This is a genomic window from Amorphus suaedae (assembly GCF_053629675.1).
This window is the reverse complement of the sequence record NZ_JBRJIT010000001.1, coordinates 1,327,168-1,353,344: the sequence shown is the minus strand read 5'-3', so window position 1 is coordinate 1,353,344 and position 26,177 is coordinate 1,327,168. Positions and strand designations below refer to the sequence as shown.

General features: G+C 64.3%; 24 protein-coding genes. 16 read left to right on the top strand and 8 right to left on the bottom strand.

Annotated elements, in window-relative coordinates; all coding sequences use genetic code 11:
- Window positions 1–212 precede the first annotated feature (212 nt).
- The 3 genes from guaB (at window position 213) to guaA (ending at window position 4,690) form a co-directional block, all read left to right on the top strand.
- Window positions 213–1,715, top strand: a complete 1,503-nt coding sequence (gene guaB / locus AB7M35_RS06060) for an IMP dehydrogenase (RefSeq protein WP_453958059.1) — start codon at window positions 213–215, stop codon at window positions 1,713–1,715.
- Window positions 1,716–1,796: 81 nt separating this feature from the next.
- Entirely contained in the window at window positions 1,797–3,080 is a 1,284-nt protein-coding gene (locus tag AB7M35_RS06055; RefSeq protein ID WP_453958057.1) for an RsmB/NOP family class I SAM-dependent RNA methyltransferase, read from the top strand.
- 41 nt (window positions 3,081–3,121) lie between these two features.
- Window positions 3,122–4,690, top strand: coding sequence for a glutamine-hydrolyzing GMP synthase (guaA, locus tag AB7M35_RS06050; protein WP_453958055.1), 1,569 nt, complete (start codon window positions 3,122–3,124; stop codon window positions 4,688–4,690).
- A 217-nt stretch (window positions 4,691–4,907) separates the two neighbouring features.
- Here guaA and AB7M35_RS06045 read toward each other — a convergent pair whose 3' ends face one another.
- On the bottom strand, window positions 4,908–5,525 hold the full coding sequence (locus tag AB7M35_RS06045) for a TetR/AcrR family transcriptional regulator (RefSeq protein ID WP_453958052.1): 618 nt from the start codon (window positions 5,523–5,525) through the stop codon (window positions 4,908–4,910).
- A gap of 127 nt (window positions 5,526–5,652) precedes the next feature.
- Between AB7M35_RS06045 and AB7M35_RS06040 the strand changes: the two genes are divergently transcribed.
- The 8 genes from AB7M35_RS06040 to AB7M35_RS06005 all read left to right on the top strand — a co-directional run bounded on the left by AB7M35_RS06040 (window position 5,653) and on the right by AB7M35_RS06005 (window position 13,288).
- The gene (locus tag AB7M35_RS06040) at window positions 5,653–6,399 is read left to right on the top strand and encodes an SDR family NAD(P)-dependent oxidoreductase (RefSeq protein WP_453958051.1); all 747 of its coding nucleotides are present in this window, start codon (window positions 5,653–5,655) and stop codon (window positions 6,397–6,399) included.
- A gap of 70 nt (window positions 6,400–6,469) precedes the next feature.
- Window positions 6,470–7,348 (top strand): SDR family oxidoreductase, encoded by an 879-nt coding sequence (locus AB7M35_RS06035; RefSeq protein ID WP_453958049.1) that lies wholly within the window; start codon window positions 6,470–6,472, stop codon window positions 7,346–7,348.
- A 264-nt stretch (window positions 7,349–7,612) separates the two neighbouring features.
- Window positions 7,613–8,287 (top strand): response regulator transcription factor, encoded by a 675-nt coding sequence (locus AB7M35_RS06030; protein WP_453958048.1) that lies wholly within the window; start codon window positions 7,613–7,615, stop codon window positions 8,285–8,287.
- Window positions 8,284–9,621 carry a sensor histidine kinase gene (locus AB7M35_RS06025; RefSeq protein WP_453958047.1) on the top strand — a complete coding sequence of 446 codons (1,338 nt, stop codon included), beginning with the start codon at window positions 8,284–8,286 and terminating at the stop codon, window positions 9,619–9,621. The genes AB7M35_RS06030 and AB7M35_RS06025 overlap by 4 nt, the downstream gene beginning before the upstream one ends.
- Before the next feature lie 411 nt (window positions 9,622–10,032).
- The gene (locus AB7M35_RS06020; protein ID WP_453958046.1) at window positions 10,033–10,881 is read left to right on the top strand and encodes an enoyl-CoA hydratase/isomerase family protein; all 849 of its coding nucleotides are present in this window, start codon (window positions 10,033–10,035) and stop codon (window positions 10,879–10,881) included.
- Window positions 10,882–11,676: 795 nt separating this feature from the next.
- Complete coding sequence (locus tag AB7M35_RS06015; RefSeq protein ID WP_453960628.1) at window positions 11,677–12,453, top strand: DUF3313 domain-containing protein; 777 nt, start codon at window positions 11,677–11,679, stop codon at window positions 12,451–12,453.
- A 189-nt stretch (window positions 12,454–12,642) separates the two neighbouring features.
- The gene (locus tag AB7M35_RS06010; RefSeq protein WP_453958044.1) at window positions 12,643–13,107 is read left to right on the top strand and encodes a hypothetical protein; all 465 of its coding nucleotides are present in this window, start codon (window positions 12,643–12,645) and stop codon (window positions 13,105–13,107) included.
- 85 nt (window positions 13,108–13,192) lie between these two features.
- Window positions 13,193–13,288 carry a helix-turn-helix domain-containing protein gene (locus AB7M35_RS06005; protein ID WP_453958043.1) on the top strand — a complete coding sequence of 32 codons (96 nt, stop codon included), beginning with the start codon at window positions 13,193–13,195 and terminating at the stop codon, window positions 13,286–13,288.
- A gap of 96 nt (window positions 13,289–13,384) precedes the next feature.
- Here the strand turns inward: AB7M35_RS06005 and AB7M35_RS06000 are convergent, their stop codons facing one another.
- The 4 genes from AB7M35_RS06000 to AB7M35_RS05985 form a co-directional block, all read right to left on the bottom strand.
- A complete protein-coding gene (locus AB7M35_RS06000; RefSeq protein WP_453958041.1) occupies window positions 13,385–15,385 on the bottom strand; it encodes a TRAP transporter permease in 2,001 nt (666 codons plus the stop codon).
- A gap of 63 nt (window positions 15,386–15,448) precedes the next feature.
- Window positions 15,449–16,606 (bottom strand): TAXI family TRAP transporter solute-binding subunit, encoded by a 1,158-nt coding sequence (locus AB7M35_RS05995; protein ID WP_453958040.1) that lies wholly within the window; start codon window positions 16,604–16,606, stop codon window positions 15,449–15,451.
- Window positions 16,607–16,802: 196 nt separating this feature from the next.
- Window positions 16,803–17,597, bottom strand: coding sequence for an IclR family transcriptional regulator (locus tag AB7M35_RS05990; protein WP_453958038.1), 795 nt, complete (start codon window positions 17,595–17,597; stop codon window positions 16,803–16,805).
- Window positions 17,598–17,638: 41 nt separating this feature from the next.
- Entirely contained in the window at window positions 17,639–18,847 is a 1,209-nt protein-coding gene (locus AB7M35_RS05985; protein WP_453958037.1) for a CaiB/BaiF CoA transferase family protein, read from the bottom strand.
- Between the two features lie 122 nt (window positions 18,848–18,969).
- Between AB7M35_RS05985 and AB7M35_RS05980 the strand changes: the two genes are divergently transcribed.
- From AB7M35_RS05980 to AB7M35_RS05970, 3 genes are read left to right on the top strand one after another with little or no spacing between them, the layout of a single operon-like run.
- Complete coding sequence (locus tag AB7M35_RS05980; protein WP_453958036.1) at window positions 18,970–19,800, top strand: SDR family oxidoreductase; 831 nt, start codon at window positions 18,970–18,972, stop codon at window positions 19,798–19,800.
- Entirely contained in the window at window positions 19,793–20,260 is a 468-nt protein-coding gene (locus tag AB7M35_RS05975; RefSeq protein ID WP_453958034.1) for a MaoC family dehydratase, read from the top strand. Before AB7M35_RS05980 ends, AB7M35_RS05975 begins: the two co-directional genes overlap by 8 nt.
- Before the next feature lie 34 nt (window positions 20,261–20,294).
- Window positions 20,295–21,086: an oxepin-CoA hydrolase, alternative type gene (locus AB7M35_RS05970; RefSeq protein ID WP_453958032.1), complete on the top strand. Its 792-nt coding sequence runs from the start codon at window positions 20,295–20,297 to the stop codon at window positions 21,084–21,086.
- A 194-nt stretch (window positions 21,087–21,280) separates the two neighbouring features.
- Here AB7M35_RS05970 and AB7M35_RS05965 read toward each other — a convergent pair whose 3' ends face one another.
- A complete protein-coding gene (locus AB7M35_RS05965; RefSeq protein WP_453958030.1) occupies window positions 21,281–22,105 on the bottom strand; it encodes an AraC family transcriptional regulator in 825 nt (274 codons plus the stop codon).
- A 135-nt stretch (window positions 22,106–22,240) separates the two neighbouring features.
- On the opposite strand from AB7M35_RS05965, the gene AB7M35_RS05960 reads away from it, so the two are divergent.
- Both AB7M35_RS05960 and AB7M35_RS05955 read left to right on the top strand, forming a co-directional pair.
- Window positions 22,241–22,936 carry an O-methyltransferase gene (locus AB7M35_RS05960; protein WP_453958029.1) on the top strand — a complete coding sequence of 232 codons (696 nt, stop codon included), beginning with the start codon at window positions 22,241–22,243 and terminating at the stop codon, window positions 22,934–22,936.
- A 74-nt stretch (window positions 22,937–23,010) separates the two neighbouring features.
- A complete protein-coding gene (locus AB7M35_RS05955; RefSeq protein ID WP_453958028.1) occupies window positions 23,011–23,679 on the top strand; it encodes a siderophore-interacting protein in 669 nt (222 codons plus the stop codon).
- Between the two features lie 124 nt (window positions 23,680–23,803).
- Here the strand turns inward: AB7M35_RS05955 and AB7M35_RS05950 are convergent, their stop codons facing one another.
- On the bottom strand, window positions 23,804–24,979 hold the full coding sequence (locus AB7M35_RS05950) for an alpha/beta hydrolase (protein ID WP_453958027.1): 1,176 nt from the start codon (window positions 24,977–24,979) through the stop codon (window positions 23,804–23,806).
- Between the two features lie 108 nt (window positions 24,980–25,087).
- The gene (locus AB7M35_RS05945) at window positions 25,088–26,101 is read right to left on the bottom strand and encodes a TAXI family TRAP transporter solute-binding subunit (RefSeq protein ID WP_453958026.1); all 1,014 of its coding nucleotides are present in this window, start codon (window positions 26,099–26,101) and stop codon (window positions 25,088–25,090) included.
- Window positions 26,102–26,177 lie beyond the last annotated feature (76 nt).

Genomic DNA, 26,177 nt, shown 5'->3' with positions numbered 1-26,177 from the left:
GCCGCGCGGTCGATGCTGGCAAACCTGGGCAGTTTAGCCCGAGAATCGAGAGCGGGGGACAACTGGCAGCTATGCGTTAACGGCATTTTGCTTGCCGCGTCTCGTCATGGTAAAGACCTGCGCCACCGCATAGAAGCGTGACCTGTTCACGCGGGCGGGCTTGTTGCCCGCTCGATGTGCGCCCCTTTCCTCCCTGATCGTCGAGGCGGCGGATGGCACAAATCATTGAAACCTACAGCGGCCGCGAGGCGCTCACCTTCGACGACGTGCTCCTGATCCCGGGGCACTCGGAGGTGATGCCGAATGCGACGAACCTGTCGACGCATCTGACAAAGTCGCTGGCCCTGTCGCTGCCGATCATCTCGGCGGCCATGGACACCGTGACCGAGGCCAAGCTGGCCATCGCCATGGCCCAGGCCGGCGGCATCGGCGTGATCCACCGGAACATGACCCCGGAAGAGCAGGCCGAGCAGGTCCGCCAGGTCAAGAAGTTCGAATCCGGCATGGTCGTGAACCCGGTGGTGATCGGCCCCAACGCCCGCCTGAAGGACGCCCTCGCGCTGATGGAGCGCTTCCACATCTCGGGCATCCCGGTGGTGGAGAACGGCGGGCAGGGCGGTCAGATCGTCGGACGGCTGGTCGGCATCCTCACCAACCGCGACGTTCGCTTCGCCTCCGACCCCGACACGCCCATCCACGAGCTGATGACCAGGGAAAACCTGATCACGGTGCGCGACGGCGTCACCCAGGCCGAAGCCAAGCGCCTGCTGCACCAGCACCGCATCGAGAAGCTGGTTGTGGTCGACGATGCCCAGAACTGCATCGGCCTGATCACCGTCAAGGACATCGAGAAGGCGCAGCTCAACCCGAACGCCTCCAAGGACGAGCAGGGCCGCCTGCGCGCCGCCGCGGCCACGTCGGTCGAGGACGCGGCGATGGAGCGCTCCGAGCGTCTCATCGATGCCGGCGTCGACCTGATCGTCGTCGACACCGCCCACGGCCACTCCGAGCGCGTGCTCGACACGGTCCGCCGGGTGAAGAAGTTGTCCAACTCCGTGCAGGTCCTGGCCGGCAACGTCGCCACGCCGGAAGCCACCCGGGCGCTCATCGATGCGGGCGCGGACGCCGTCAAGGTCGGCATCGGACCGGGCTCCATCTGCACCACCCGCGTCGTTGCGGGCGTCGGCATGCCGCAGCTCACCGCGGTGATGGGGGCGGCCGACGTGGCCTCCCAGCTCGGCATTCCGGTCGTCGCCGACGGCGGCATCAAGTATTCCGGCGATCTGGCCAAGGCGCTGGCCGCCGGCGCCTCCTGCGCCATGATCGGCTCGCTGCTTGCCGGCACCGACGAGAGCCCGGGCGAAGTCTACCTCCACCAGGGCCGGTCCTATAAGGCCTATCGCGGCATGGGGTCGGTGGGCGCGATGGCCCGCGGTTCGGCGGATCGCTATTTCCAGGCGGAAGTGCGCGACACGCTGAAGCTCGTGCCCGAGGGCATCGAGGGCCAGGTCCCCTACAAGGGACCGATCGCCAGCGTGCTGCACCAGCTGGCCGGCGGCCTGCGCTCGGCGATGGGCTATGTCGGGGCGGAGACCATTCCGCTGCTGCAGGAGCGCGCCCGCTTCGTGCGCATCACCAACGCGGGCCTGCGCGAAAGCCATGTCCACGACGTCGCCATCGTCCGCCAGAGCCCGAACTACCCGACGGACGGCTGACCGACGACGCGCTCTTCCCCGGGGCCGAGCCCGCGCTTTCCGGCGCGGGCCGACGGCCCGGACAACCAAAGCTGAGGTTAAATGCGCGCTGGCGGACGCATCCAGGCTGCGATCGAGGTTCTCGAAACCATCGAGACCCAGCATCGACCGGTCACCGAGGTCCTGAAGGACTGGGGCAACGCCCACCGGTTCGCGGGATCCGGCGACCGGGCGGCGATCGCCAACCTGGTGTTCGACGCGCTGCGCTGGCGGGCATCCTCGTCCTGGCTGATGGGCACGGGCAGCGCCCGCGCGGTCGTGCTCTCGGTGCTGGTGCGCCGCTGGGGCTGGGACATCGAGGCCCTCGACGCGCTGCTGCAGGACGGCGATTTCGGGCCGGGTGCGCTCACCGCCGATGAACGGACCGCGCTCGCCAGCGTCGATCTGAGCACCGCGCCGGAAGCCGCCCATGCCGACGTGCCCGAGTGGGTCGTGCCGCACCTTGAGGCCACCTTCGGCGGCGACTGGATCAACGAGGCGGCTGCTCTCGCCGCCCGCGCGCCGATCGACCTGCGCGCCAACGCGCTCAAATCCTCTCGCGACAAGGTGCTGAAGGCGCTGTCGCGCTTCGGCGCGGTGCCGACGCCTTATTCGCCGCTCGGCGTGCGGATCGGCGTGGGACGCGAGTTCGAGCGCCAGGCCAACGTCATCCGTGAGCCCGGCTACCAGAAGGGCTGGTACGAGGTGCAGGACGAGGCGAGCCAGCTTGCCGTCATGCTCGCCGGCGCCACGCCGGGCGAGCAGATCCTCGACTTCTGCGCAGGCGCCGGCGGCAAGACGCTGGCGCTCGCCGCCGAGATGGACAACCGCGGCCAGGTGCACGCCTTCGACAGCGACCGGTCGCGCCTGCAGCCGATCTTCGAGCGCCTGCGCCGCGCCGGCACCCGCAACGTCCAGGTCCACGCCGCCGACGGCGACCTGTCGGGGCTCGCCGGCAAGATGGACCGGGTGCTGGTCGACGCCCCATGCTCCGGCTCGGGTGTCTGGCGGCGCCGGCCCGACGCCAAGTGGCGCCTCTCGCCGGAAGCTTTGGCCACCCGGATCGGCGAGCAGGCGGGCGTCCTCGACCAGGGGGCGACCTATGTCCGGCCCGGCGGCCGGCTCGTCTACGTCACCTGTTCGCTGTTCGCCGATGAGAACAGCCGCCAGATCGAGGCCTTCCTGGCCCGGACGCCCGACTTCGCACCGCTCACCACCGACCGTGCTAAAGGCGAGGCGCTGACCGCGGTGCCGGCCCGCGAGGTTCCTTTCGGCATGGTGCTTTCGCCGGCGACGACCGGCACCGACGGCTTTTTCGTTGCCGTGATGGAACGGCGCGAAGGATAAACACCGACCTCCCATCGACCCGCCTACGGGATGACCCGCCGATGACCGAACGCTCCGCCGACCGCCACGACTTCATCCTCATCATCGACTTCGGCAGCCAGGTGACCCAGCTGATCGCGCGCCGGGTGCGCGAGGCCGGCGTCTATTGCGAGATCGCGCCGTTCCAGTCTGCCGCGGAGGCGTTCCAGCGGACGCAGCCGAACGCGGTGATCCTCTCCGGCGGCCCCGCCTCCACGGCGGAGATCGGCAGCCCCCGTGCCCCCCAGGCGGTCTTCGACGCCGGCATCCCGATCCTCGGCATCTGCTACGGCCAGATGACCATGTGCGTGCAGATGGGCGGCGAGGCGGAACCGTCCGACCATCGCGAGTTCGGCCGGGCGACGGTGGACGTGGTGGCCGACTGCCCGCTGTTCGAGGGCGTCTGGGAGACCGGCGAGCACCACCAGGTGTGGATGAGCCACGGCGACCGCGTTGTGCGCCTGCCGGAGGGCTTCTCGGTCTACGCCAAGTCCGACGGCGCGCCCTACGCGGTGCTGGCGAACCCGGAGCGCAAGGCCTACGGCCTGATGTTCCACCCGGAGGTCGTGCACACCCCCGACGGCGCGAAGCTTTTGGAAAACTTCGTCCGCAAGATCGCCAACTGCTCGGGCGACTGGACGATGGCGGCGTTCCGCGACGAGGCCAAGGAGAAGATCCGCGAGCAGGTCGGCACCTCCCGGGTCATCTGCGGGCTCTCCGGCGGCGTCGATTCCTCCGTCGCCGCGGTGCTGCTGCACGAGGCGATCGGCGACCAGCTCACCTGCATCTTCGTCGACCACGGCCTGCTCCGGAAGGGCGAGGCCCAGGAGGTCGTGTCGATGTTCCGCGAGCACTACAACATCCCGCTGGTGCACGTGGACGCGGCCGACCTGTTCATCGGCGAGCTCGAGGGTGTTTCCGACCCCGAGCAGAAGCGCAAGATCATCGGGAAGCTGTTCATCGACGTATTCGAGGCGGAGGCCAAGAAGCTCGGCGGCGCCGATTTCCTCGCCCAGGGCACGCTCTATCCGGACGTGATCGAGAGCGTGTCGTTCGCAGGCGGCCCGTCGGTCACCATCAAGTCGCACCACAACGTCGGCGGCCTGCCGGAACGCATGAACATGAAGCTGGTGGAGCCGCTGCGCGAGCTCTTCAAGGACGAGGTGAGGGCGCTCGGCCGGACCCTCGGCCTGCCCGACAGCTTCGTCGGCCGGCATCCCTTCCCGGGACCGGGACTGGCGATCCGCTGCCCGGGCGGCATCACCCGCGAGAAGCTGGAGATCCTGAAGAACGCCGACGCGGTCTACCTGGACGAGATCCGCAAGGCGGGGCTCTACGACGCCATCTGGCAGGCCTTCGCGGTGCTGCTGCCGGTGCAGACCGTCGGCGTGATGGGCGACGGGCGCACCTACGACTTCGTCTGCGCGCTGCGCGCCGTGACCTCGGTGGACGGCATGACGGCCGACTTCTACCCCTACGACATGGCCTTCCTGGGCCGTGCCGCGACCCGCATCATCAACGAGGTCAAGGGCATCAACCGCGTCGTCTACGACGTCACCTCCAAGCCCCCCGGCACCATCGAGTGGGAATGAACTAGGCCCATCCTGGCGCCGCCGATATGTGCGCGTCGCACCGTCGGGCGCGATCTCGTTCAGGCTCGACTATTGGCTGACCGGCAGGCGGGAGACCGTCTATCTCGGACGGGATGCTTGTGACGGGATATTGCTCGCGAGGGATCGGGAGCACTGCTCCGCACGAGCTTCCAGCAAGCGAGCGCGCCTGAGCTGCGTGAGAAGATTTGCTCGGCATCTAGTCGGGCTTATGTCCCGGGGTCGCGCTCGTAGCCTGCGGACCGGTCGCGCGATAACGCAGCCCGTCAACCAGCAGCGCGACCAACCGGCGCGCGGCTGACGGATTTCCGTCGCTTGACGGCATGCACAGGCTCGCGACCGCTCGCAAGAGATCATACGGATTTGCGTCGGGGCGTATTTCTCCGGCGGCGACGGCGGCATCGAGCAACCTTTGCAGTGCGGGCTCGAACCGGCTGTCGAAATAGGCCGGCAGTGCTTCGAACGCCGGGTCGCCCGAATGCAGGGCGGCTGCCAGTCCGCGCTTGGCGACAATGAAGTCGACATAGCGTTGCATCCATCGATCGAGCGCTTCCCCGGGAGGAAGGGCTTCCGCAAGACTGGCCGCGGCGTCCGCGCAGGCATCAACTTCACTGCGAAACACCGCCGCGATCAGATCGGAGCGCTGCGGAAAGTTGCGGTAGATGGTCCCGACGCCGACACCCGCCTTTTCCGCGATCTCGCGCATCGGGGCCTCGACCCCGGATGTGGCGAACACGTCCCGTGCTGTCCGCACCAGTGTTTCAATGTTGCGCTGCGCATCTGCGCGCACGGCCCGTTCCGACGATCTGCCAGGCATGGATTTCATAGATCCCCCAATACGCGCTTGTTAAGCGGAACTATGTTCCGTATAGATGCGGAAGGATGTTCCGTTTAGTACGCCTTCGGACTGCGAAGAGCCAGCAGAGAAACAAGGGGACTTCACCATGTCGGACGAACGCGTTGCTCTCGTTGCGGGCGCCACTCAGGGCATAGGCCTGCAGATCGCAAAGGATCTGGTCGCAAGAGGACTGACGGTGATTGTCGGCGCGCGCGACCTGGAAAAGGGCGAGAAGGCGGCGCAGGAAATCGGAGCGGGAGCCCACGCCATCCAGCTTGATGTCACGGATGAAGCCTCGATCGCTGAAGCGGCCGCTCTCATCCAAACCCGGTTCGGCCGTCTGGACATCCTGATGAACAATGCCGGGATATCGCGGGCGAAGCCGAACCAGGATTTCGCAGAAGCCGTCAGGACAAACCTGCTGACCGACGCGCCTCTCGCCGATATCCGAACGGTGTTCGAGACCAATGTGTTCGGCGTCATTGCCGTGACACAGGCAATGCTTCCACTTCTGCGCGAGTCGCCTGCGGGCCGCATCGTCATCACCGGGAGCTCCGGCGCATCGCTGGCGCTCAACTCGGACCCCGCCAATCCGCACCGGCGGATGTTCGGCAACTACTCCGTGTCAAAGACGGCGGCGCACGCCGTGATGCTGGCGTTCGCGCTTGCACTCGAAGGCACCAACATCAAGGTCAACGCCGCTTGTCCCGGGTTCACCTCGACCGCGCTCAACAACTTCAACGGCACGCGCAGCGTGGAGGAGGGCGCGCGGGAACCGGTGCGGCTTGCCCTGATCGGCGATGATGGACCGACCGGCAGCTTCTCGGACCAAAACGGAACCGTGCCTTGGTGAAGACGCGCGGGATTGCGGGTTGCTTTGAGCAATGCGGACCGCTCTGACAAGAATATCCGGAGGTATGGGAATGCGCGTTTTTGTGACCGGCGCGACCGGGTTCATCGGTTCGGCGATCGTCCCCAACCTGCTCAAAGCCGAACACCAGGTGCTCGGACTGTCGCGGTCGGATGCGTCGGCCGATGCCTTGCGGCAAGCCGGTTGTGACGTCCTGCAGGGCGATCTGCGCGATCTGGAGAGCCTGCGCCGTGGCGCTGAGCAGGCCGACGCGGTCATCCACACGGCCTTCGATCATGATTTCTCCCGCATGGCCGACAACTGCGAGATGGACCGCATCGCAATCGAGGCGATGGGCAGCGCCCTTGCCCGTTCAGGCAAGAGGTTCATCGTCACGTCAGGCCTGCCGCCATTGATGGGGCGGGTTTCGACCGAGACCGACATTCTGCCGGCCGGGGCCCACGGCATGCCACGCGTGTCGGAGCAGGTGGCGATTTCGCTGACCGAGAGCGGCGTCAGCGTGTCGGTCATCAGGATGCCGCAGGTCCACGATCAGAACCGGCAGGGATTTGCCTCCTACCTGATGGATCATGCGCGCAAGCAGGGTGTCTCGGCCTATGTGGGCGACGGACAAAACCGCTGGCCGGCGGTTCATCGGCTCGATGTCGCCCGGCTTTACAGCCTCGTCCTCGACGATGGCGTGAACGGCGAGCGTTACCATGCAGTGGGCGAGGAAGGCGTTGCGGTCCGCGACGTCGCCGAAGCGATCGGCAAACGGCTGAACGTGCCGGTCACGTCGCTTTCGGACGAAGATGCGGCAGGACACTTTGGCTGGCTTGATCGGATCGCGCGAATGGACGTTCCCGCGTCTAGCGTCCTGACAAGGCAGAACCTGCGTTGGCAACCTCTGCAGAAGGCCAAGCTCATCCAGGACATTCTGGACTCGGCCTGAACGAAGGCCTGCTCCTGAAGCATTGTCCTCGCGAATGGAGGCCAAGACCATGCCCGAACCAACCGTACGGCCGGACAGACCGTCTGTGCGGACCGGCATCAACCCCAATCGGAGCGGTCAGCCGCAGCACGCACGAACATAAAGCCGGATGAACCGGTGGGGGCACGCCATTTCGCGGACAGGGCCTCCATGTCTGTGTATCCCTGCAATGCTGCTGCAATCTTGGCAGGGAAGACTGCCGATTGCATAGGACACGAAGTCGCCATGAGACTCTTGCTGATTGAAGATGAAAGGGAGTTGGCGAATGCGCTGTCGGCGGCGCTGAGCAAGCAAGGTATTGTCACCGACCATACCTTGAATCTCGCGGATGCACTTGAGCTTACACTTCAAAACAACTACGACGCCATACTCCTGGACCGGCGGTTGCCCGATGGCGAGGGCCTGACGTTCATTCCGAAATTGAGGCGGGCCGGGATTGATACACCCGTCATCGTGCTGACGGCCAGAAACGAGCCACTGGAGCGCGTCGAGGGCCTGGACCTTGGCGCGGATGATTACCTTGGAAAGCCGTTTCTCGTCGAGGAACTGATGGCCCGTGTGCGGGCGCTGTTACGACGCCCCCCAACGCTGGAAGAACAGACTATTCGGGTGGGACGATTGCAGATCGATCCGCTGCATCTCGATGTCACGTCCGGTTCCGTGCCGCTCGATCTTCCCAGGCGTGAACTTCTGGTCCTTCAGGCGCTGGCCAAGCGGAAGGGAAAGACCGTTCTTCGCTCGACGCTCGAGGATGCGGTCTACAATTACCAGGAGGAGATACAATCCAACGCTCTTGATGCGCATATTTCGAGGCTGCGAAAGCGGTTGGCGGATGCCAATGCGGGGGTCGCGATCCACAACATCCGAGGTGTCGGCTATCTTCTGAGGGAAGAAGGATGAGAGCCGGGCGCCAGTACAATCCCTCGCTCCGATGGCGATTGAGTTGGCAACTCAGCCTCGTGATCACGGCCGTCATTACCGTCGTTATCATCGGGCTGTCCGTCTATGCCACGATGGTTCTTTCGCCGAATATCGCCATGGAGCAGGAGGTCAAGTCCGCCGTGGCGCAGGCGATTGCGCGCGATCACCAAGGCCAGCTCGTACTCAAGGAAACGCCGGCATTTCGATCGTTGATTGAGCGGAACGACGGGCTCTGGATCGTGGCGGCCACAACCGACGGAGCTTCTCTCTCCCGAGGAACCGTCCCCGCAACCTATGCCGCCGTTGCTCCGCTCGTGCATCTGTTTCATTCGGCCGATATTCGCGGGGCAAGCGGCGTGCATGAAATCGCTTCGGTCGAGGACGTCGAGACGCCGATCGGAGAAGTGAGGATTCTCTTTGGCGGTGCCAGCGGCAAAGGATGGCCGGTTCTTGCGATCCTCGCGGAGGCCTATCCGATCTACCTCTCGCTGATTGCAATCGCGCTGCCGGCAATCTTCCTCGCGGTTCCCCACATTGTCGGGCGTGCCATAGCGAGGGTAAGCGACGTCGCTGACATGGCGTCGCAAATTGAACCTCGCCGGTACGGGGACCGTCTTCCCCTGGCGGGCATCCCCAAAGAGGTTTCCCCTCTGGTTACCGCGTTCAACGGCGCGCTCGACCGAATTGAGAATGAGTTCAAGAAACGCCAGCGTTTTTTGATCGACGCGGCGCATGAACTCAGGACGCCGATCGCCATCATGCAAACGCGCATTGAGGGCATGTCCGAAGGACTGGAGCGGAGGCGATTGCTGGACGACGTTGCGCGTTTGGCGGAGATGGCAGAACAGCTTCTCAGCTTCGAGCGCGGCGGCCAAACGGCCGATCTCGACGAAACGGTCAATCTCATCGATATCGCGCGCGCGGCGGTGGCGGATCTCGCGCCGCTCGCAATCGCGGCGGGTTACGAGGTGTCGTTTCATAACGAAGTAAAGTGCGTCGAGCGCAAAGGAGACAGTTCCACCCTGCGCCGAGCGATCGACAACCTCATCCGCAACGCCATCGACCACGGCGGCGGTCACGGGACAATCACGGTTTCCGCATTGGCGGACGGCGAAATCAGCGTGAGCGACGAAGGGCCCGGCATAACCGCAGATCACCTGGAATTGGTGTTCGAACCTTTCTATCGCGTGGTCCCGAACAGCCGGGGGGCAGGCCTTGGATTGAGCTTGGTAAAGCAAATCGCCGAGAAACATGGCGGATATGCCAGTATCCAAAGCACCTCCAGCGGCACCAAGGCGACACTGCGGCTTTAAGTGGGAAGGGCAGTCCCCGGGCGTCGCATTAGCAAGTTTCCCCGCCTTCAGCGTTTTCCATACGGCTCGACGCGGGCGGAGGCGTTCCGCGCCTTGTTCTTCGTTCCAGTGCTTCCGGTCCGTGCAGGCAAATACCAACCGGCCGCCCGGCACCAAAAGGAAAATGCTTCGTACGAAAGGGGTGCCCGCAAGCTTTCCTGTCTCGGCCTGTAATGTCCACGCAACTCTTGCGTTTCATCGTTCTTCGTGAACTGCCGTCGCAGCCTGCGGCGGGGTTGAAACGAGAGCGACCTCTATGAAAAACGACAATTGGACATCATGGGTCAGGTGCCCGCCAACTTCGCTGACGGCCGAGGTCCCCGCGCGCATCTTACCCGCGGCTTTTACCAACCGTTCGGGGAGGCAGGGCTCATGACCTGGGATCCGCGCGCGGAATGGAAAGGTTACGCTGCCCCAACCTCGTTCGAAGACTACGCGAAGCGCTACGAGCGCTTTTTCAAGATGCGGCGCCAGGGCGGCATTATTGAGCTCCGCATGCACACCGACGACGGCCCCTACAAACATACCCATGCCGCCCACAATGCATGGGCGCGTGTATGGCAGGACGTCGGAAACGATCCCGAGAACCAGGTGCTGATCCTGACCGGCACAGGGGACAAGTGGATGATGGGTGATCCGAAAGGACTCAACCCGAAACCGGCGGCGGAGCTGGACCCGGATCACATCTTCCAGCGGATGATGGACGGGTGGAAGCATATAGAAAGCTTCATCTACAGCATCGACATGCCCACCATCGCCGCCGTTAACGGCCCGGGCGTCCATACGGAATTCGCGCTGCTGTCCGACATCACCCTTTCAGCGCCGGATGCAGACTACATGGACCCGCACTTCTGGTTGGGGAGCCCTCCCGGCGACGGGCAAGGCATGGCGCTGCAGGCTCTGATGGGTCCAAAGCGCGCCGCCTACTATATCTATGCGGCCAAATCCATTCCGGCGCCAAAGGCTCTCGAACTCGGTCTCGTCAATGAGATATTTCCCCGGGAAGAGCTTCTTCAAAGGGCCTGGGACCTGGCCCACTACATAATGAAAAGACCGCGTTATACGCGTTGGGCGACCCACAACATCCTGTCGAGACATTGGAAGAAGGCGATCTCCGAAGATTTCGGATTTCATATGGCGCATCAGATGCTGGCAAACGTGGCGAGCAAATCGGTTGTGCCAGATCCGGAACTGCTGAACGATCCGCGCAACCCCTTCTAATCGAGCATCGGATTCTCCCGCCGAGCAGTCAAAGCTGCCGCTTTGTCTGCTTGGCAGGGTACGCCTTTTCCTGGAGTGAGCATGATTGACAATCACGAACATCCCGTCGCGCAGCAAAACACGCGGAAGCGCGGGCAACTCCTATTGAGCCGCCGGACGTTGTGCGTTGCCTCACTGGCGACAATTGTCGGTGCCCAGGCCTCCAAGGCTTATGGCGGTGGCGTGCTCCCGTTGAGGGAGCAGATCAGGCCCGAATGGGCCTACGCGTATGCTTATGTCTACGTCTTGGCGTAGCCGGAAATGAGCATTCGAGCGCTGTAGCGGTTCGAACCCCTTCGCGAACCCAGCTTGCGACGGCATTGGGCCGCGCGGGCATTGCTTGCGAGGACGTGTCCGCATCCGGCCTTCTCATCACTGGCGCCGACACAAAGACCGTGGGCAGGATTGCCGCTCGGGAAGCGATTGTCCTCGAAGAACTGACCCAGGACCGAGGCTCCCTGGAAGATGTCTTCCTTAGCCTAGCGCGTAATGCGCGCGACTATGACGGCCACGTGAGCCTCCATACGACCGTGCCGACGGCAGAAACAGCCTCCCTCGGACAGTCCGTAATGCTGCGGCAATCCGGAGCCCGCACCGTCCCTCCAACAGTGGTGACGGAGGCTATAAAGCGTGAGCAACGATCCATCCATCATCTCGTTCGGGGGATATGCTGCTTCTCCGCGACGATCCCTATCGAGAGGGCTCTGTCTGGCCTTACCGGTGATTGTTGCGATATCCGGATGTGCTGCGGTGCCCATGAAGGACGCCGGAACACTGACTTCCTACAGCAATCTCGGTGCTGCAAAGGGAAAGCTGTCAAAGAAGCGGATCTACGTCGACGGACAAGGTCTAGCTGCGGCGAAGACGGTCAGCATCGTGCCGACCACCTACGCATTTGGCGCCGCATCTCGCGTCAAGTCGCAAGCCGACCGTTCACTGGTATCCAATGCACTGGATCGGGCACTCTGCATCGCGCTGAGCGATAAATATCAGATGGTTCCAGCCGGCCAGCCGGCGGACATCACTGTCCGGTCTGTCATTACCAACGTTGTGCCTACGAACAAGATGGCGGCGGGAATTGCCACCGTTGTCACCGTGGGCGGCGATTTTATCATACCCAGCGATGTTCCCTTCGTCAGCGTGCCACGCCTGCCCATCGGCCTGGGTGGGCTGGCCGTTGAAGCGGAGGCGGTTGATAGCGTCGGCGTCCAGCGCGCGGCGATCGTCTGGGCTCGCGGAGCAAACGCGATTCAGGACAACCCTCGCTTTTCAGAAGTGGGCGATGCGTATGGGCTCGCATCGAAGTTTGCGAGTGACTTCTCCAAAATGCTTGTCACCGGCAAGGAGCCACGGTTGCTGGACATCTCACTTCCATCGAAACACGGAGTGCAATCCTGGCTCGGTGGAAAGCCAAAATACACCGCCTGTGAAGCCTTTGGCCGGGCGCCTGGGGTGCTGGGCGCCATCGCTGCCAATTACGGGCTGCCACCAGAATGGACCGAAAAGAAGCCCAAACCGCTCGGGACGCACTGACGCATTCCCGTCGCCGCGCGACCAGAGTGTTTCGGAAATGCGTGTCCTCAAGCACTTCCGCGTTCGAGCCGGTTGCCCCAAGCCGAACTGACTCTTCAGCTTCGACAATTTTCCATAAGCGGCAATCCATCCCCTCGGGCTGTTTGGATCCTCGACCGGCGCACGCAGGATAAGAAGGATATTGACCCCATGAGCAAACCTGAAGGGCGCTTCCAACGAAGCCTCAGATTGCTCCAGAATGACAGAGCGGCGCCACAAGCAGGTCGTCGTTTTACCTGGAGCCGTGAAACCTCTGGCGTTGTCAGAAGGCGATTGGTGCCCGCGTTCGTTTCAGCCTTCAGCCTGTTCATCTCACTGCAGGTGGCCATGGCCGCCGCGCCTTCGGCTGCGGTCAAAGAAACGTGCGGAGCGGAAATACGGTCGGTCTGCCTACGGCCATGGCGACTCACACCTGATGCCATATCGGCATGCGTCGAGGAGAACGCCTCGCAGCTGTCTCCGGTTTGTCAGGCATTTTGGGTCACCGCCAGTATGTGCCAGTCGGAAATGAGAGAAGTATGCGGCGGGTTAAACCCATTCACCATCAAGAGCTGCCTGAAAGACCGGAAGAGCGATTTTTCAGAAGTATGTCAGGGCACCCTGTACGAGGAATAAGAATATAGAACTCAATTTTACGATGAGAATGCGAGGTTTTTCTGTGTAAGAACTGGAGATTGATAGTCATTATCTCCGCTGCGCGATGCTGGTCGCCGAGCATGGGGGCTTCCGCCGAGCCGCCAAAGCTTTGGACCTGCCTCAATCAACGATCAGCAGGCAGATTCAATCACTTGAGTAGCGCCTCGGCATCTCACTCTTGAACGAAGCAGAACCGGTTACGCCTCCGCCGAATGGTCCGCGGATGTCCCCGCAGGGACGGTGCCCCGTACAGCTGTCAGTCGGCTGTTCTCTCGCCAGGCTCGATCAGACGCCTGCGTCGCCATGCGAAGGTGGCCGGAACGAGGGCGAGGACCGCACCGGCGAGTGACATTTCTGCCGGCCCGAGGCTCATCAGACCACCAAAGGGCGCAGCGACCAGCAGGCCCGACAGCGAGAGCAAAATCCGCATCGCGATGGAGAGGGTGCCACGCCCGAGGCTGCCGACGAAAGCGAGATAGCCCTGCATCCCGGCCGCGAGGAGCCAGACGCCGAGGAACGCACCGAGGACACTGGTGACAACCTCGGGCATCGGCGCCTGTCCAATCAGCGCCGGATTGAGGACGAAGAAGAACGGAATGACGTAAATCACCACGCCAAGCCGCGTCGCCTGCCAAGCCGAAGCCATCGGATTCGCGCCGGCCAAGGTTGCAGCCGAAAACGCACCGAGAGCGACCGGCGGCGTGATGAAGCTGACCATCCCCCAATAGAGAATGAACAGGTGGACGGCGAGTTCGTTGAGTCCCGCCTGCACCAGTGCGGGCGCCAGCACCACCGCGAGGAAAATATAGCAGGCGGTTACCGTCATCCCCATTCCGAAAATGAAGGAGGTCAGGGCGCCCATGAGAAGCAGCATCGCCGTCGAGTTGCCCGCGGCATGCACCAGTTCGTTCGCCAGCGGTCCGGTCAGACCGGTCGCCTGGAACGCGCCGACGATCATGCCGATGCCCAGCAGGATCGACACGATCTCGGACAGAGTCCGGCCCACCGAGACGATCATGTCGACGAAGCCGCGTCGCGTAAACCTGTCGCGCCGGCTGAATTGGTTGAAGGCCAGCAGCAGGGCGACGGCGTAGAAGGGAGCGGTCGTCTCCCATCTGTAGGCGGTCATGAGAAAAATGAGCAGCGCGAAGACGAGGATGTAAGGCCAGCCTTGCCGCAGGGTGTCGCGAATCTTGGGCAGTTGCGCTCGCGACAGGCCGGAGAGGCCGCGCCGGGCGGAATAGGCGTCAATCTGGACGAACAGGCCGAAATAAAAGAGCGCGGACGGAATTGCCGCGGCCAGCATGATCTCGACGTAGGGGCGTCCTAGCCACGACGACATCACGAAGGCGGTGGCCCCCATGATCGGCGGCATGAGCACGCCACCCGTGGAGGCGCAGGCTTCGATCGCGGCGGCGATCCTCGCGGTGAAGCCGCTGGATTTCATCGCCGGGATGGAAACGGCGCCGGTCGTGAGCACGTTGGAGATCACCGATCCCGACATGGATCCCATGAAACCCGATGCGAAGATCGACACCTTGCCCGCGCCGCCGCGATACTGCCCGACCAGCGCCATCGCAAGATCGTTGAAGAAGCGCCCGCCGCCGGTGAACTGAAGGACCGCGCCGAAGAGGATGAATCCGATGACGAGCGTCCCGAATGCTTGCATCGGGATGCCGAAGGACGCCTCCGCCGAGATCATGAAGAACGGCACCACGTCGGTGAAGGGCTGGGTGAAGCCGCTCAACGGATCGGGGATACTGCTGGCGAAGGTCGGGTAAAGCGAGAAGATCAGAACCACGGCGAACAGGATCAACCCGCCCGCCCGGCGCGTTCCCTCGAGAATCAGAAGATAGAGCGCGATGGACATCCATTTCGCGGTCTCCGGTGCCGCATATTCCCATCCGTTCCGGAGGCTCTGGTCCGAGGTGTAGGCAAAGTATCCGCCGATGAGCAGCGTCGGGACGACAAGGAGCCAATCGTACCAGGGGACATCGGCCGAGCGCCGGCCCGTGATCCGGAAGGCGAGGAAAGTGATCGAAAGAAAGATGCCTGCGAGAAGGTAGAGATACGTCCCTTCGAGCATCGCGGCACCGCCGACCCGCAGGTTGAAGAGCTGCTTGATTGCAAGCAGGATCGCCACCGTAGAGGCGATCCCGATGTACCACCGGGCCACACCCGAAAACGTCAGTGTCTCGCTTGCGATCTCGTCTTCCAGAGCCCTTGTCACACGGTCGTTGACCACGCCGTCGCTCATCTTAGCGCTCATGCCTCGCTTGCCGGGGGACGTTCGGGCGGGCTCTTCATCCGCCCGACCAACTCAGAAGGCGACCTGGAAACCGCTGGCCTTCAGAGCCTCGCGCCGCTTTTCCGGCCATGTTGCGTCCCAGTCGTCAGGCGCAGCGGCCTTCAGCTCGTCCCATGCGGCAGCAAGCGCATCCTGACGGGCGATGAGCATGTCGTTGTGCTTCTGTGCCTCCTCGGTCCAGACACCGGCCTCCTTGTAGTAGCGGATTGCGCCGGCGTGGTAGGGGATCACCCACTCAAGTTGCTGGAACTCTATCGCCCAGCCTTCGATGCCGGGCGTCTTGCCGGAATAGGCGGGCAGAAGATCGAACATCGCCTTGGTCATATTGTAGGCGAGGTCCTCGTCGGTTGTGTCGAGCGCGATGAGGATCGGATAGGGGAAGGCGGCCATGTCCCGGCCATCGCTGCCGTCAATGTTCGCGCCGACCGTCCCGCGTGACTTGATGTAGTAGGGGGCAACGTCGGTCAGCCGCTTGAAGGCTGCTTCGTCGGACGGATCGAATGGGGGCCAGAAAAGGCCGCGCGGGCTTGAGGCCGCTTCATAGGTCACGCCGGAGTTGGTGGACGAGAACGCGACGTCGACGGTGCCGTCGACGATGCCCTTCCATGCGGCGCCGAAACCTCCGAATTCGACCGTCTCGACGTCGTCCCAGGTTAGCCCGCCGTAGGCCAGCCACGCGGCGGTGTTTGTGTTAAGCGCGGGCGCGCCCTTGATGGAAGCGACGCGGAGCCCCTTGATATCGGCATAGGTGAAGCCCTCGCAGTCCGGCTTGCCCACCTCGGCGCAGGCCTCGCGCGCGACACCTACCGACATGGCCACACCGCCACCGGAGTTGGTGCCGAGTAGACGGATCTTTTGCGGCCCCCAGGTCTCTCCCCCGAAGTCCAGCACGCCTTCCTGCGCAAGATAGACCCCGATGCCGTTCAGCGAGAACGGGACCTTGCCCTGCCGCAGCGGTTCCATCCGCGCGACGTCGTTGCCCGCAGGCAGAATCCTTAAGTTGATCCCGGCCTCATCCTGGAGGGCCGCGCCGATGGCAACGGCCTCGTTGTACCCTGCGGACCCGGTTCCATAAGCGGTCCAGGCGAGCTGTTTCGGCAGTTCGAAATCGGCGGCGTTGACCCCGGTCGAAGCCAAGCACATCGCAGCCACGTAAATGAACTTTCGCATCGTACCCTCCCTTGTTTCCAGCGCTTCAACACGCCGGCTTTACCCCTAGCCTTGCACGTGAATGCTGCGCCTTCAAATATTTTTCTATTTATTCGTCTTTATTCTCCGATCGTTCGATATATTCAAACGATCGGTTCAGGCAGCAGGGAGCCTGCGGGCGGAACCGCCGCGAGCAGTTTCTGACCGTCGTTGGATTTCAGGCGTGGCGGGGGGGCAGCCGAAAGACACCAGACAGGCGCATGGACGCAGCGGCCTCGGCCAGCCGCGGGCCGAAGTCTGTTTCGAAATACTCGGCTACCGCGCGATAGCGCGGTACGGCGCAAGCGATGGCAACAAACAGGCCGTCTTCGGTCCGGCCGATCGGCGCACCGGCCGCGACCAGCTCCGGTCGCCAATCCCCGTACGACACGCAGAAGCCGTCGGTCTGGCAACGGGCCACGGCGGTCTCCATCACCAGAAGGGAGTCATCCAGATCCTGCCCGTGGATCGCGCGGATCTCTGCAATCTTGGCGTCGTAGTCCTCGGGCGGCAGCATCGAGAGGATGGACCAGCCGAGCGCGGAATGATGCAGCGGCCCGGATTGGCCGATGTCGGGAACGTGCGGCCAGCTGGGTGGAAGACCCGCCGTCTGGACGTGGACGAAAGAGTCTCCCGACATCACACCGATCGAGGCGTTGCCCGAACACATCTCGGCCATCTCGCGCATCGGGGCACCGACATTGTGGCGCCATGGCATTGTCGCCAGAACGGGATAGTTCAGTGAGAGCAGCCGCGGCGCGAGGCGGAACGCCCCCGTCTGTGTCTTGCGCAGGTAGCCGAGATGGAGAAGCGTCTTGCATAGGCGTGAAACGGTCGGCCGCTTCAACCCCATACGGCGCGCTATCTCCGCATTGGACAGCTCCTGCTCGGCCGCGGAGAAACACTGGAGGATCTCGATCCCGCGCATCAGCGTCGAAGAAATGGAAGTATCGAGTTCGGGGACCAGATCCATTTCCTGTTCGCTCGCCAGCGCTTCCCGCCCTGTCGCCGCTCTCATATGATCCCTTTTGCCACCAACTGCTCGATCTCCGCGTCATCGAGACCCAGAAGGTCTTTATAGACATAATCGTTGTCCGCTGCGATGCGCTTGGCGGCCCAGCGAATCCGGCCCGGGTTCCTGCGGAATCGAGGCACAAGGCCCTGCATTCGGACCTTTCCGAAATCTTCATCATCAACCTGTGCTATCGCGCCGCGCGCAATGAACTGCGGATCGGCGAAGATCTGGTCGATGGAGTAGATTGGCGCGAGCGTGCCCCCGGTGGCGCGGAACGCGGCGACAGCCTCTTCCTGGGTGTGGGAGGCAATCCAGCCGCCAAAGACGCGATCCAGTTCCTCCACGTTGGCCACGCGCGAGCTGTTGTCGCAGAATCGCGGGTCCTCGATCAGGTCCGGACGTCCGATCGCGCGCGCGTTGTTTGCGAAGGTGCGCGCGGTGCTGCCGGCGACCGTCACGTAGCGCTTGTCGGAGGTGAGGTAGACGTCTGACGGTGCCGAATACGCATTCCGGTTGCCGGCGCGTTCACGGACCGCGCCGAGCTGGTCGTACTCGATGGCCAGCACCTCGATGATGCGAAGCAACGCCTCGGTCAGGGAGAGGTCGATCTCCTCGCCTTGCTGGTCGCCCTGCGCCACGCGCCAGAGCGCGGCCATGACCGCGAAGGCTCCGAAGAGCCCTCCGATCGGATCGCCGATTGGATAACCGGTGTGCATCGGCGGCCTGTCGGCGTCGCCGGAGATTGCGGTCAGGCCGCCCATGGCCTCGAAGATGCGTGCCAGTCCCGACATCTCGCGGTAGGGCCCGTCCTGTCCGAAACCGCTGAGACGCAGGATCACGAGCTTCGGGTTTGCCTTCCAGAGCGTGTCGACGTCCAGCCCCCAACGATCCAGCGTGCCCGGACGAAAATTCTCGACCAGCACGTCGTTCTGCGCGACGAGCCGCAGGAACAGCTCCTTGCCTTCCTCACGGCGCAGGTCGAGCGTTCCGAAATATTTGCCGCGGTTCGTGACCTTCCACCACAGCGACTTGCCTTCCTTGAGAGGAGGGAACCCGCGCAATCCGTCGCCGACACCCGGAAGCTCCAGCTTCACCACCTCCGCACCGAAATCGGCCATCATCGTCGCGGCCATCGGGCCCGCTATGATCGTGGCTATGTCCAGCACGCGAAGACCGGCGAGCGGCCCCCTTCCTCGGGTATCCGTCATTCTTCAACTCCCTGAAACTCAAATTATCGTATCGTCTGTTCCTATAATTCAAACAATCAGCGTCTTGATGCAATATATCGGTCCGACATAAGGTGCGGGGAAATGACTGTGAGGAGGCGCCGATGACGAAACCGCTGAATGACAGGGTCGTGCTGATCACGGGCGCAAGCCGGGGGATCGGGCGTCAAATCGCGCTGACGGCGGCGGAACAAGGCGCGGCCGTGGTCATCGCCGCGAAGTCGGACACCCCTCACGCCAAGCTACCCGGCACGATCCACAGTGTGGCGGAAGAGGTTCGTCAGCGCGGGGGCAGGGCGCTTCCCCTCCGGCTGGACGTGCGTGACGATCACTCCATCGACGCCATGATGCGCGCGGTGGAAAGCGAATTCGGCCGGTTGGACGCGCTCGTCAACAATGCCGGGGCTATCCGGTTGGAAGGCGCGGCCGACCTTGAGATGAAGCGCTTCGATCTGATCCACATGATCAATACCCGGGCGGTTCTCGCCTGCACCAAGGCGGCGCTTCCCCTGCTCGAAAAATCCGACAACGCCCATGTCCTGAGCCTTGCCCCGCCGCTGAACCTGTCTCCCGACTGGCTTGGCCGCTATGCCCCCTATACCGTGACAAAGTACGGCATGACGCTGCTGTCGCTCGGCATGGCCGAGGAGTTCAGGGATCGCCGGATCGCCGTCAACACCCTCTGGCCGCGCACCACGATTGCAACCGCTGCCGTGGAATTCGAGGTCGGTGCTGACTACCTTGCCCGCTCGCGCACCCCGCAGATCGTCGCGGACGCCGCCTGCCGGATCCTCTCCACGCCGCCCACCGAGTTGACGGGTCAAAGCCTTGTGGACGAGGCCTATCTCAGGTCCTGCGGAGTGACGGAGTTCGACGTCTACCGGCCCGATGCCGCGGGCGGGGAGCTGGCGCTGGACCTCTTCGTCGATGCCTGACCTCCCGCCGAAATACATCCCGCGCGCCGACTACGAGGCTCTCGTCGGGCAGGAGATCGGTCTCTCGCACTGGATCACCGTTACGCAGGAGCGGATTGACCAGTTCGCCGCCTGCACCGGCGACCATCAGTATATCCACACCGATCCCGAGCGTGCCCGGCACGGGCCTTTCGGCAAGACGATTGCGCACGGGTTTCTCACCCTCTCCATGATCGCCGAGATGATGCAGAAGCTTCCGCGGATGGAGGGTATCCGGACGAACGTGAACTACGGGCTCGACAAGGTGCGGTTCATCTCTCCGGTGCCGGTCGACAGCCGTCTGAGGGGACGGTTCACACTTTCCGGCCTGACCGAGGTGAAACCGGCCGTCATCGAGACCGTCTTCGCGGTCCGGGTGGAGATCGAGGGCAACGAGAAGCCCGCTCTCATCGCGGACTGGCGGGCACGCAGGATTTTCTGACCCGCGTACTTTATCGTCAACGAAAGGCAGCGGCGTGAGCAACTCATCGACCAAGGTAGTGAGCGAGCAGCGGGGAAACATCCTGCTGCTGAGCCTTGACGGCGTCGAGACCCGGAATGCCATCGGTCCCGACGTCTATCCCGTCCTGCAGACCCACATCGTCAATGCCGAACAGGACCCCGAGATCGGCGCGATCGTCCTGACCGGGGCGAATGGCTTTTTTTCGTCCGGCGGCAACGTGAATGCACTGAAGGCCAGCGGGGCCTCCACCCTGGCCGCAGCGACCGGCAACACCGACAGGCTCAACGCCCTCATCCTTTCCATTGCCGAGAGCTCCAAGCCCGTCATCGCGGCGGTCGAGGGCGGAGCGGCAGGAGCCGGATTTTCCCTTTGCCTGGCTTGCGACATGATTGTCGCTAGCGAAGACGCCCGCTTCACCGCCGCCTATGTGCGGGTTGGCCTCAGCCCGGATGGCGGCGCGACGCATTTCCTCACGCGCGCTCTTCCGCGCCAGCTCGTCAACGAGATCTGCATGCTGGGGAGGCCGGTGGCGGCCCTCCGCCTCCATGCGGCAGGTTTGATCAACAGTTGTCATCCGGCAGGACGAGCACTGGATGCCTCCCTTGAACTGGCGAGCGAGATAGCGGCAGGACCGCCGAACGCAATGAGGACGATCAAGGAGATTATTCGCATCGCCGGTTCAAGTGATCTGCCGGTCCAGCTTGCCATCGAAGCACGTGCGATCAATCGTGCCCGTTTTGGCGACGAGGCGGCCGAAGGTCTGTCCGCATTTATCGAAAAAAGAAAAGCGAATTTTCAGCGCTAGGGAACGGCGATTACTCAAGCGCTCCGGCGCGCGTTTCATGGACGAGACGTCGACGTCGGTCCTCGATCCCCGCTGCGGCCGTGCAGGGCGTGGCCGTGTGATGCCGGTCGGTACGCACACCGCATCAGAGCGCCGCGCCGCCCGGCCAGGCGCTCGAATGGCGACGGGCGACAGCGTTTGCCGCCTTCGCCCGGTCACGCGCCGATGACAGTTTTCTGGCTGTAACGCTCGGCCATGTAGCGACCGGGTGGCGTGCCGAGGGCTTTCTTGAACATCGTGACGAAGCTCGGTCCGCTTTCATAGCCGAGGTCGGCGGCGACCTGCTGGATTGTCGCGCCGCCCGCCATCCATTGGACCGCCAACACGACTGCCAGTTGCTGGCGCCAGCGGCCGAAGCTCATGCCGGTCTCGCGCCTGATCAGGCGCAGCAGCGTGCGCTCGCTGAGGCCGGCGCGCGCCGCCCATGTCGCCAGCGTTGCCCGATCGCCCGGTGCGGCGAGCATCCGATCGAGGATCTGGCGCAACCGCGGATCGGTCGGCATCGGCAGATGCAGATCCTCGACCTGGGCAATCGCCAGTTCGTCGAGCAGCACCGACAGCAGCCGCGAGTTGGCGCCGCCCTCTTCGTAGAGCAGCGGCAGGTGGGCCGCACGGATCAGCAGTTCGCGCAGCAAGGGTGTCGCCGAGAGGGCGCAGCAGCCGGTCGGAAGTCGTGGGTCGGCATCGCTGGCGACAAAGGCGCCGTAGCCTTCCAGCGCGCCGGTGATCTTGATCGCGTGCAGAGCTCCTCCGGGGATCCAGATGGCGCTGCGCGGCGGCACGATCCACAGGCCGCCTGCCACTTCGCAGGCCAGTGCGCCCCGTTGCACGAGGAGGATCTGACCTTTGCCGTGCCGGTGGGGCTTGAGTTCGAAATCTCCGAAGGTCGACGACTCCACGCCGTAGGTGACCACCAGCCGTGGCACGTCGTCCGGCTCGACCCAGGCCGAGGGATCGGACTGGTCATTCAGCAGCGGCATGGGAAACCGACCTGATTGGCGGGATCTGATAACATTCTGGCTGTCCTTCGGAATGACGACAGTGAGGACGGTCTTTAGTCGTCCTGAACGCGCCGGTCGAGGCCGATCTGTCGCCATGTTGGGAAGGACGAAGTTGTGAACACGCTGAGCAGCCGCCGGGTCGCCGACCTCCTGGATCAGCTCCATCGGGACGCCGAGGCGGCGGACGGCGCCATGATGCAGGAGATCATGGACCGTCTCGCCGCTTCGGAAGAGACGCCCGAGCAATTCGTCGAAGCGATGATTGCGCAGGAGCGCGCCGACTATCAGACCGCCTATCGGGACCGCGCGACCAACTTCCTGTCGGTCACGCCCCGCTACGGTCGGTTTCTGTATGCGATCGCGCGCGCCGCGAAGGCGACACGGATCGTGGAGTTCGGCACGTCGATGGGCGTCTCGACCATCTATCTTGCCGCGGCGTTGCGCGACAATGGGGGCGGGCACCTCATCGGTGCGGAGCTGGAGCCGACGAAAGTCGCGCGTGCCCGCGCCCATATCGACGCGGCAGGCCTGGCAGATCTCGTCGATATTCGCGAAGGCGACGCACTGACCACGCTCGCAGATGTCGGCGGCGAGATCGATCTCGCGCTGATCGACGGCGCATGGTCGCTCTACCTGCCGGTGCTCAAGCTGATCGAACCCGCTCTGCGGGACGGTGCGGTCGTGCTCGGCGAGAACGGCTTTGCAGCGGACTATCGCGACTACGTCCGCGACCCCTCCAACGGCTATGTCGCGCAGACTTTGCCGATCGACGAAGGCCGTGGCAACGAATTCGCTGTGAGGGTTCTGTGACGGGCCCGGCGGTCGTCGAAGGAGGCCGGGCCCCGACGTCCGGCCGGCTCGGCACGGTGCTCCGAAGCCTGTTCATGAAGCGCGCTGCGGTGGCGGCGGTTGACGACGTGGCCGACAACTTCCGGCTGGTCACCCTGACGGGGCCTGCGCTCGCGGCCGTGACATGGGAGCCGGGGCAGAAGGTCCAGATCGGCATGGGCACCGGCCTTGCCACCCGCACCTACACGCCGCTCGATTGGGATGCGGCGGCAGGGCGCACCCGGCTGCTTGGCTACATGCACGGCGCAGGGCCGGGCACTGAATGGTTGCGCGCTATCCGGGTGGGCGTTCCGTGTGACGTCTTCGGTCCACGCCGTTCCCTCGACGTTCGACATCTGCCCGGTCCGCTGTCGATCTTCGGTGACGAGACGTCCATTGCTCTGGCCAGCGCCCTGGCGCGTCACGGCGGTGACCGCCCTGTCACAAGCTGGCTGGAGGTCTCCGATCCGGCGAGTGCAGAACAGGTCAGTGCGGCGCTCGGGCTTCGAGACGTCACCTGGTTCGCAAAGCGGCAGGGAGACGCACATGGGGCGCAGATGGAGGAGGCCGCACGTGTGCGGGCGGCCGGTGGCGGATCGTTCGTGCTGACCGGCAAGGCAGGCACCGTCCAGCGATTGCGGCACGCGCTCAAGCGCGCAGGCGTCTCGGCGGATCGCATCGCAACCAAGGCCTATTGGGCGCCCGGCAAGACGGGCATGGACTGAGAGGATTGCGGCCAATGGGCGCCCGGCGTTGGTGGGACCGCGCGAACTCGCCGGTTGGCTCCGATGGCTGAGACCGACAAGAGCCGCGGACCGGACAGGAACGAACGGCGTCTCGGCCCGCTGCCTACTCCAGCAGTCGGCGCGCCCGGGCCCAGTCTGACGCGGTGGCGATGCATTCGGCGAGGAGCTCGGGCTGGCCGAGGTAGTAGTGCGTCGCGCCCGGGATCTCGTGGTAGGTCTTGTCCGGGGTCGCCAGCGCCGCGCGGATGGCCGGGTTGTGGCTCGCCGGGACCGCGTCGTCCGCTCCGTTGACGATCTGGAGCACCGGTGTGCGCGTGATCTTCGCGGCGTTCATCGGGCCCTTCGCGTTGGAAAGGTCGTAGCTCCACTGGCTCAGCCAGGAGCGCAGCGTCGAAAACCGCGCCAGCCCCACCGGACCGACGTTCACGGTCTGAGGGACGCCCATGTAGCACCAGCCTTCCTTGCGGCCGTTCGGATCGATCGACGGGTCGAGCCAGCGCACGTCGCACATGGTGCGGTGGGTGACGAAGCCGCGTTCGACCTCCGGACCGTCGCGGCGGGCGAGCTCGGCGAGCATCTCCTGGCATCGCGCGGTGATGTGGCGGTTGCGGGCCCTCTGGGCCTCGCGGAAGCGCTCGATGAACGCGTCGCTGAACGGCGGCTTGTTGGGGCAGTCGGGGCTGTAGATGTCGAATTCGAGGTCGCGCGCGTCGGGATCGAGCTCGTCGGTGATGGAGGGATCGAGCCACTCCGTCAGCGTTTCCGCACGGCTGAGATGCGCGGCAATGAAGATGACGCCATCCGCCGGGCTGAGGTCGGCGGCGGTCAGGTCGACCGGATCGCCGGCCGGCGTATGGGTGATCGTCGGTGCCTCGGCCTGCGCCTGGTAGAAGAGGGACAGCGAGCCGCCGCCGGACCAGCCCACCAGCACGACCTTCGCGTAGCCGAGCTCCTCACGGGCGTGGCGGACCCATTGGCCGAGATCGATCGCGACCTTCTCCATGATCAGCGCGACGTCGTTCTTGGCGTAGCGGCTCGCGGCGCAGAGTACGTGCAGGCCCGCATCGGCGAGCGCCATCGGCATCGGCAGCAGCTGCAGCGTGGAGGTCGGGTGCATGAACAGGAAGACGGTGTCGCTCGGCGCCGCGCCGGCCAGCAGCTGGCCCTCGAGGTTCACCCGGCCGGAGTTGCCGGCAAACCCGTAAACTTCGGTCGTCTTGGCGCCATCCGGGAACGAGACGATCAGCGGACGACGCTGCCACTGCGGGTGCGACACCATGGGCGGAGGGTTCCTTCTGTCAGTCATTGTGCGGGTCCGCGAAGACGATCGCCCGAGACCGAGATCCCGGGCGATGTTTTGGTTCAGGCGTGCTGCCGTCGGGACGGCCTACTGGCTCGCTTCTTCGAGCAGCGCGTCCTGGCGCTTCTCGTCGGTGTCGGTCCACACGCCCTTCGACTTGTAGAAGGCGACGGCGGCGGGGTGGTACGGCATCACCGGCGCGTCGGTGACGGCATTCTCGTTGGTGAAGCCGCGCATCGACGGATGGATGTCGAAGAGCTGCGCTTCGTTGTCCCAGAGCGCTTCGAGCATCTGGGTGACGACTTCGTCGGACGCGTCCTTCGACGCCACCAGATAGCTGTCGTAGGAGAGCAGGCGAGTGTCACCGTCGATGCCGGGAGCGACACCGTCCTTGGCCACCGCGATGCGGGCGCCGGGGAAGACCATTTCCTGGTAGATCGCCTGGGCCTCGGCCGTCTCCGGCACCGAGAGGTATCGGACGCCCACCTGCGTGTCCGCCTCGCGCGCCCGCGGCTGCCCAAGCGAGGCCCACGTGGCGTCGAGCCGATCCGCGACGAGCGCGTCGAGGCCGTCATTGGCGCCGGTCACGGGAACCGGGGTCACGTCGTCCCACGTGTAGCCCGCAACGCGCAGCGAGGCCGCAAGGGAGTTGCCGATCGACAGATGTCCGCCGAAATCGGACGAGATGCGCTTGCCCTTCAGGTCCGCGAAGGTCTTGATCGGGCCGTCATCGCGCACCGCGAAGCCGAGCATCAGGCTGGCGCCGCCGGCCCGGAGGATGCGCAGGTTCCGGTAGGCCTGGCCGGCCTCGTTGTCGCCGGAGAACGCCTGATAGGCGCTGTTGGCCGACATCATGCCGAACGGCACCTCGCCGGAGTTGACGATCGGCGCCCAGGCGGCGGGCCCGGCATAGGGACGCACGATGACGTTGAGGTCGCTGTTGCCGCTGGCGACCTTGGCGACGCCGGAGCCCACGGTGTTGAAGGTGGTTCCCTGCTTGTCGGTGGCAAGCGCGACCGTTTCAGCTTGCGCGGCGGAGACGAGGCCGCCGATCAGCCCGGCGGCGACCGAGAGCGAAATGAAGGCGTGGCGACTGAACATGTTGGTTTCCTCCCATGGAAACGTTCGGCGCGGTTCGTTGTAGGCGCGCGCCAGTTGCCGGAGCGGAGTCCGCCGC

Excerpts from the sequence above, each read along its gene's own strand:
- AB7M35_RS06015 (WP_453960628.1), top strand. The coding sequence starts at position 11,677 with ATGAAGGACGCCGGAACACTGACTTCCTACAGCAATCTCGGTGCTGCA.
- AB7M35_RS06040 (WP_453958051.1), top strand. The coding sequence starts at position 5,653 with ATGTCGGACGAACGCGTTGCTCTCGTTGCGGGCGCCACTCAGGGCATA.
- guaB (WP_453958059.1), top strand. The coding sequence starts at position 213 with ATGGCACAAATCATTGAAACCTACAGCGGCCGCGAGGCGCTCACCTTC.
- AB7M35_RS06025 (WP_453958047.1), top strand. The coding sequence starts at position 8,284 with ATGAGAGCCGGGCGCCAGTACAATCCCTCGCTCCGATGGCGATTGAGT.
- AB7M35_RS05965 (WP_453958030.1), bottom strand. The coding sequence starts at position 22,105 with ATGCCGCTGCTGAATGACCAGTCCGATCCCTCGGCCTGGGTCGAGCCG.
- AB7M35_RS05995 (WP_453958040.1), bottom strand. The coding sequence starts at position 16,606 with ATGCGAAAGTTCATTTACGTGGCTGCGATGTGCTTGGCTTCGACCGGG.
- AB7M35_RS05945 (WP_453958026.1), bottom strand. The coding sequence starts at position 26,101 with ATGTTCAGTCGCCACGCCTTCATTTCGCTCTCGGTCGCCGCCGGGCTG.
- AB7M35_RS05955 (WP_453958028.1), top strand. The coding sequence starts at position 23,011 with ATGAAGCGCGCTGCGGTGGCGGCGGTTGACGACGTGGCCGACAACTTC.
- AB7M35_RS06000 (WP_453958041.1), bottom strand. The coding sequence starts at position 15,385 with ATGAGCGACGGCGTGGTCAACGACCGTGTGACAAGGGCTCTGGAAGAC.
- AB7M35_RS06030 (WP_453958048.1), top strand. The coding sequence starts at position 7,613 with ATGAGACTCTTGCTGATTGAAGATGAAAGGGAGTTGGCGAATGCGCTG.
- AB7M35_RS05975 (WP_453958034.1), top strand. The coding sequence starts at position 19,793 with ATGCCTGACCTCCCGCCGAAATACATCCCGCGCGCCGACTACGAGGCT.
- guaA (WP_453958055.1), top strand. The coding sequence starts at position 3,122 with ATGACCGAACGCTCCGCCGACCGCCACGACTTCATCCTCATCATCGAC.
- AB7M35_RS06010 (WP_453958044.1), top strand. The coding sequence starts at position 12,643 with ATGAGCAAACCTGAAGGGCGCTTCCAACGAAGCCTCAGATTGCTCCAG.
- AB7M35_RS05950 (WP_453958027.1), bottom strand. The coding sequence starts at position 24,979 with ATGGTGTCGCACCCGCAGTGGCAGCGTCGTCCGCTGATCGTCTCGTTC.
- AB7M35_RS06035 (WP_453958049.1), top strand. The coding sequence starts at position 6,470 with ATGCGCGTTTTTGTGACCGGCGCGACCGGGTTCATCGGTTCGGCGATC.
- AB7M35_RS05985 (WP_453958037.1), bottom strand. The coding sequence starts at position 18,847 with ATGACGGATACCCGAGGAAGGGGGCCGCTCGCCGGTCTTCGCGTGCTG.
- AB7M35_RS06045 (WP_453958052.1), bottom strand. The coding sequence starts at position 5,525 with ATGCCTGGCAGATCGTCGGAACGGGCCGTGCGCGCAGATGCGCAGCGC.
- AB7M35_RS05990 (WP_453958038.1), bottom strand. The coding sequence starts at position 17,597 with ATGGATCTGGTCCCCGAACTCGATACTTCCATTTCTTCGACGCTGATG.
- AB7M35_RS05980 (WP_453958036.1), top strand. The coding sequence starts at position 18,970 with ATGACGAAACCGCTGAATGACAGGGTCGTGCTGATCACGGGCGCAAGC.
- AB7M35_RS06020 (WP_453958046.1), top strand. The coding sequence starts at position 10,033 with ATGACCTGGGATCCGCGCGCGGAATGGAAAGGTTACGCTGCCCCAACC.
- AB7M35_RS06005 (WP_453958043.1), top strand. The coding sequence starts at position 13,193 with ATGCTGGTCGCCGAGCATGGGGGCTTCCGCCGAGCCGCCAAAGCTTTG.
- AB7M35_RS06055 (WP_453958057.1), top strand. The coding sequence starts at position 1,797 with ATGCGCGCTGGCGGACGCATCCAGGCTGCGATCGAGGTTCTCGAAACC.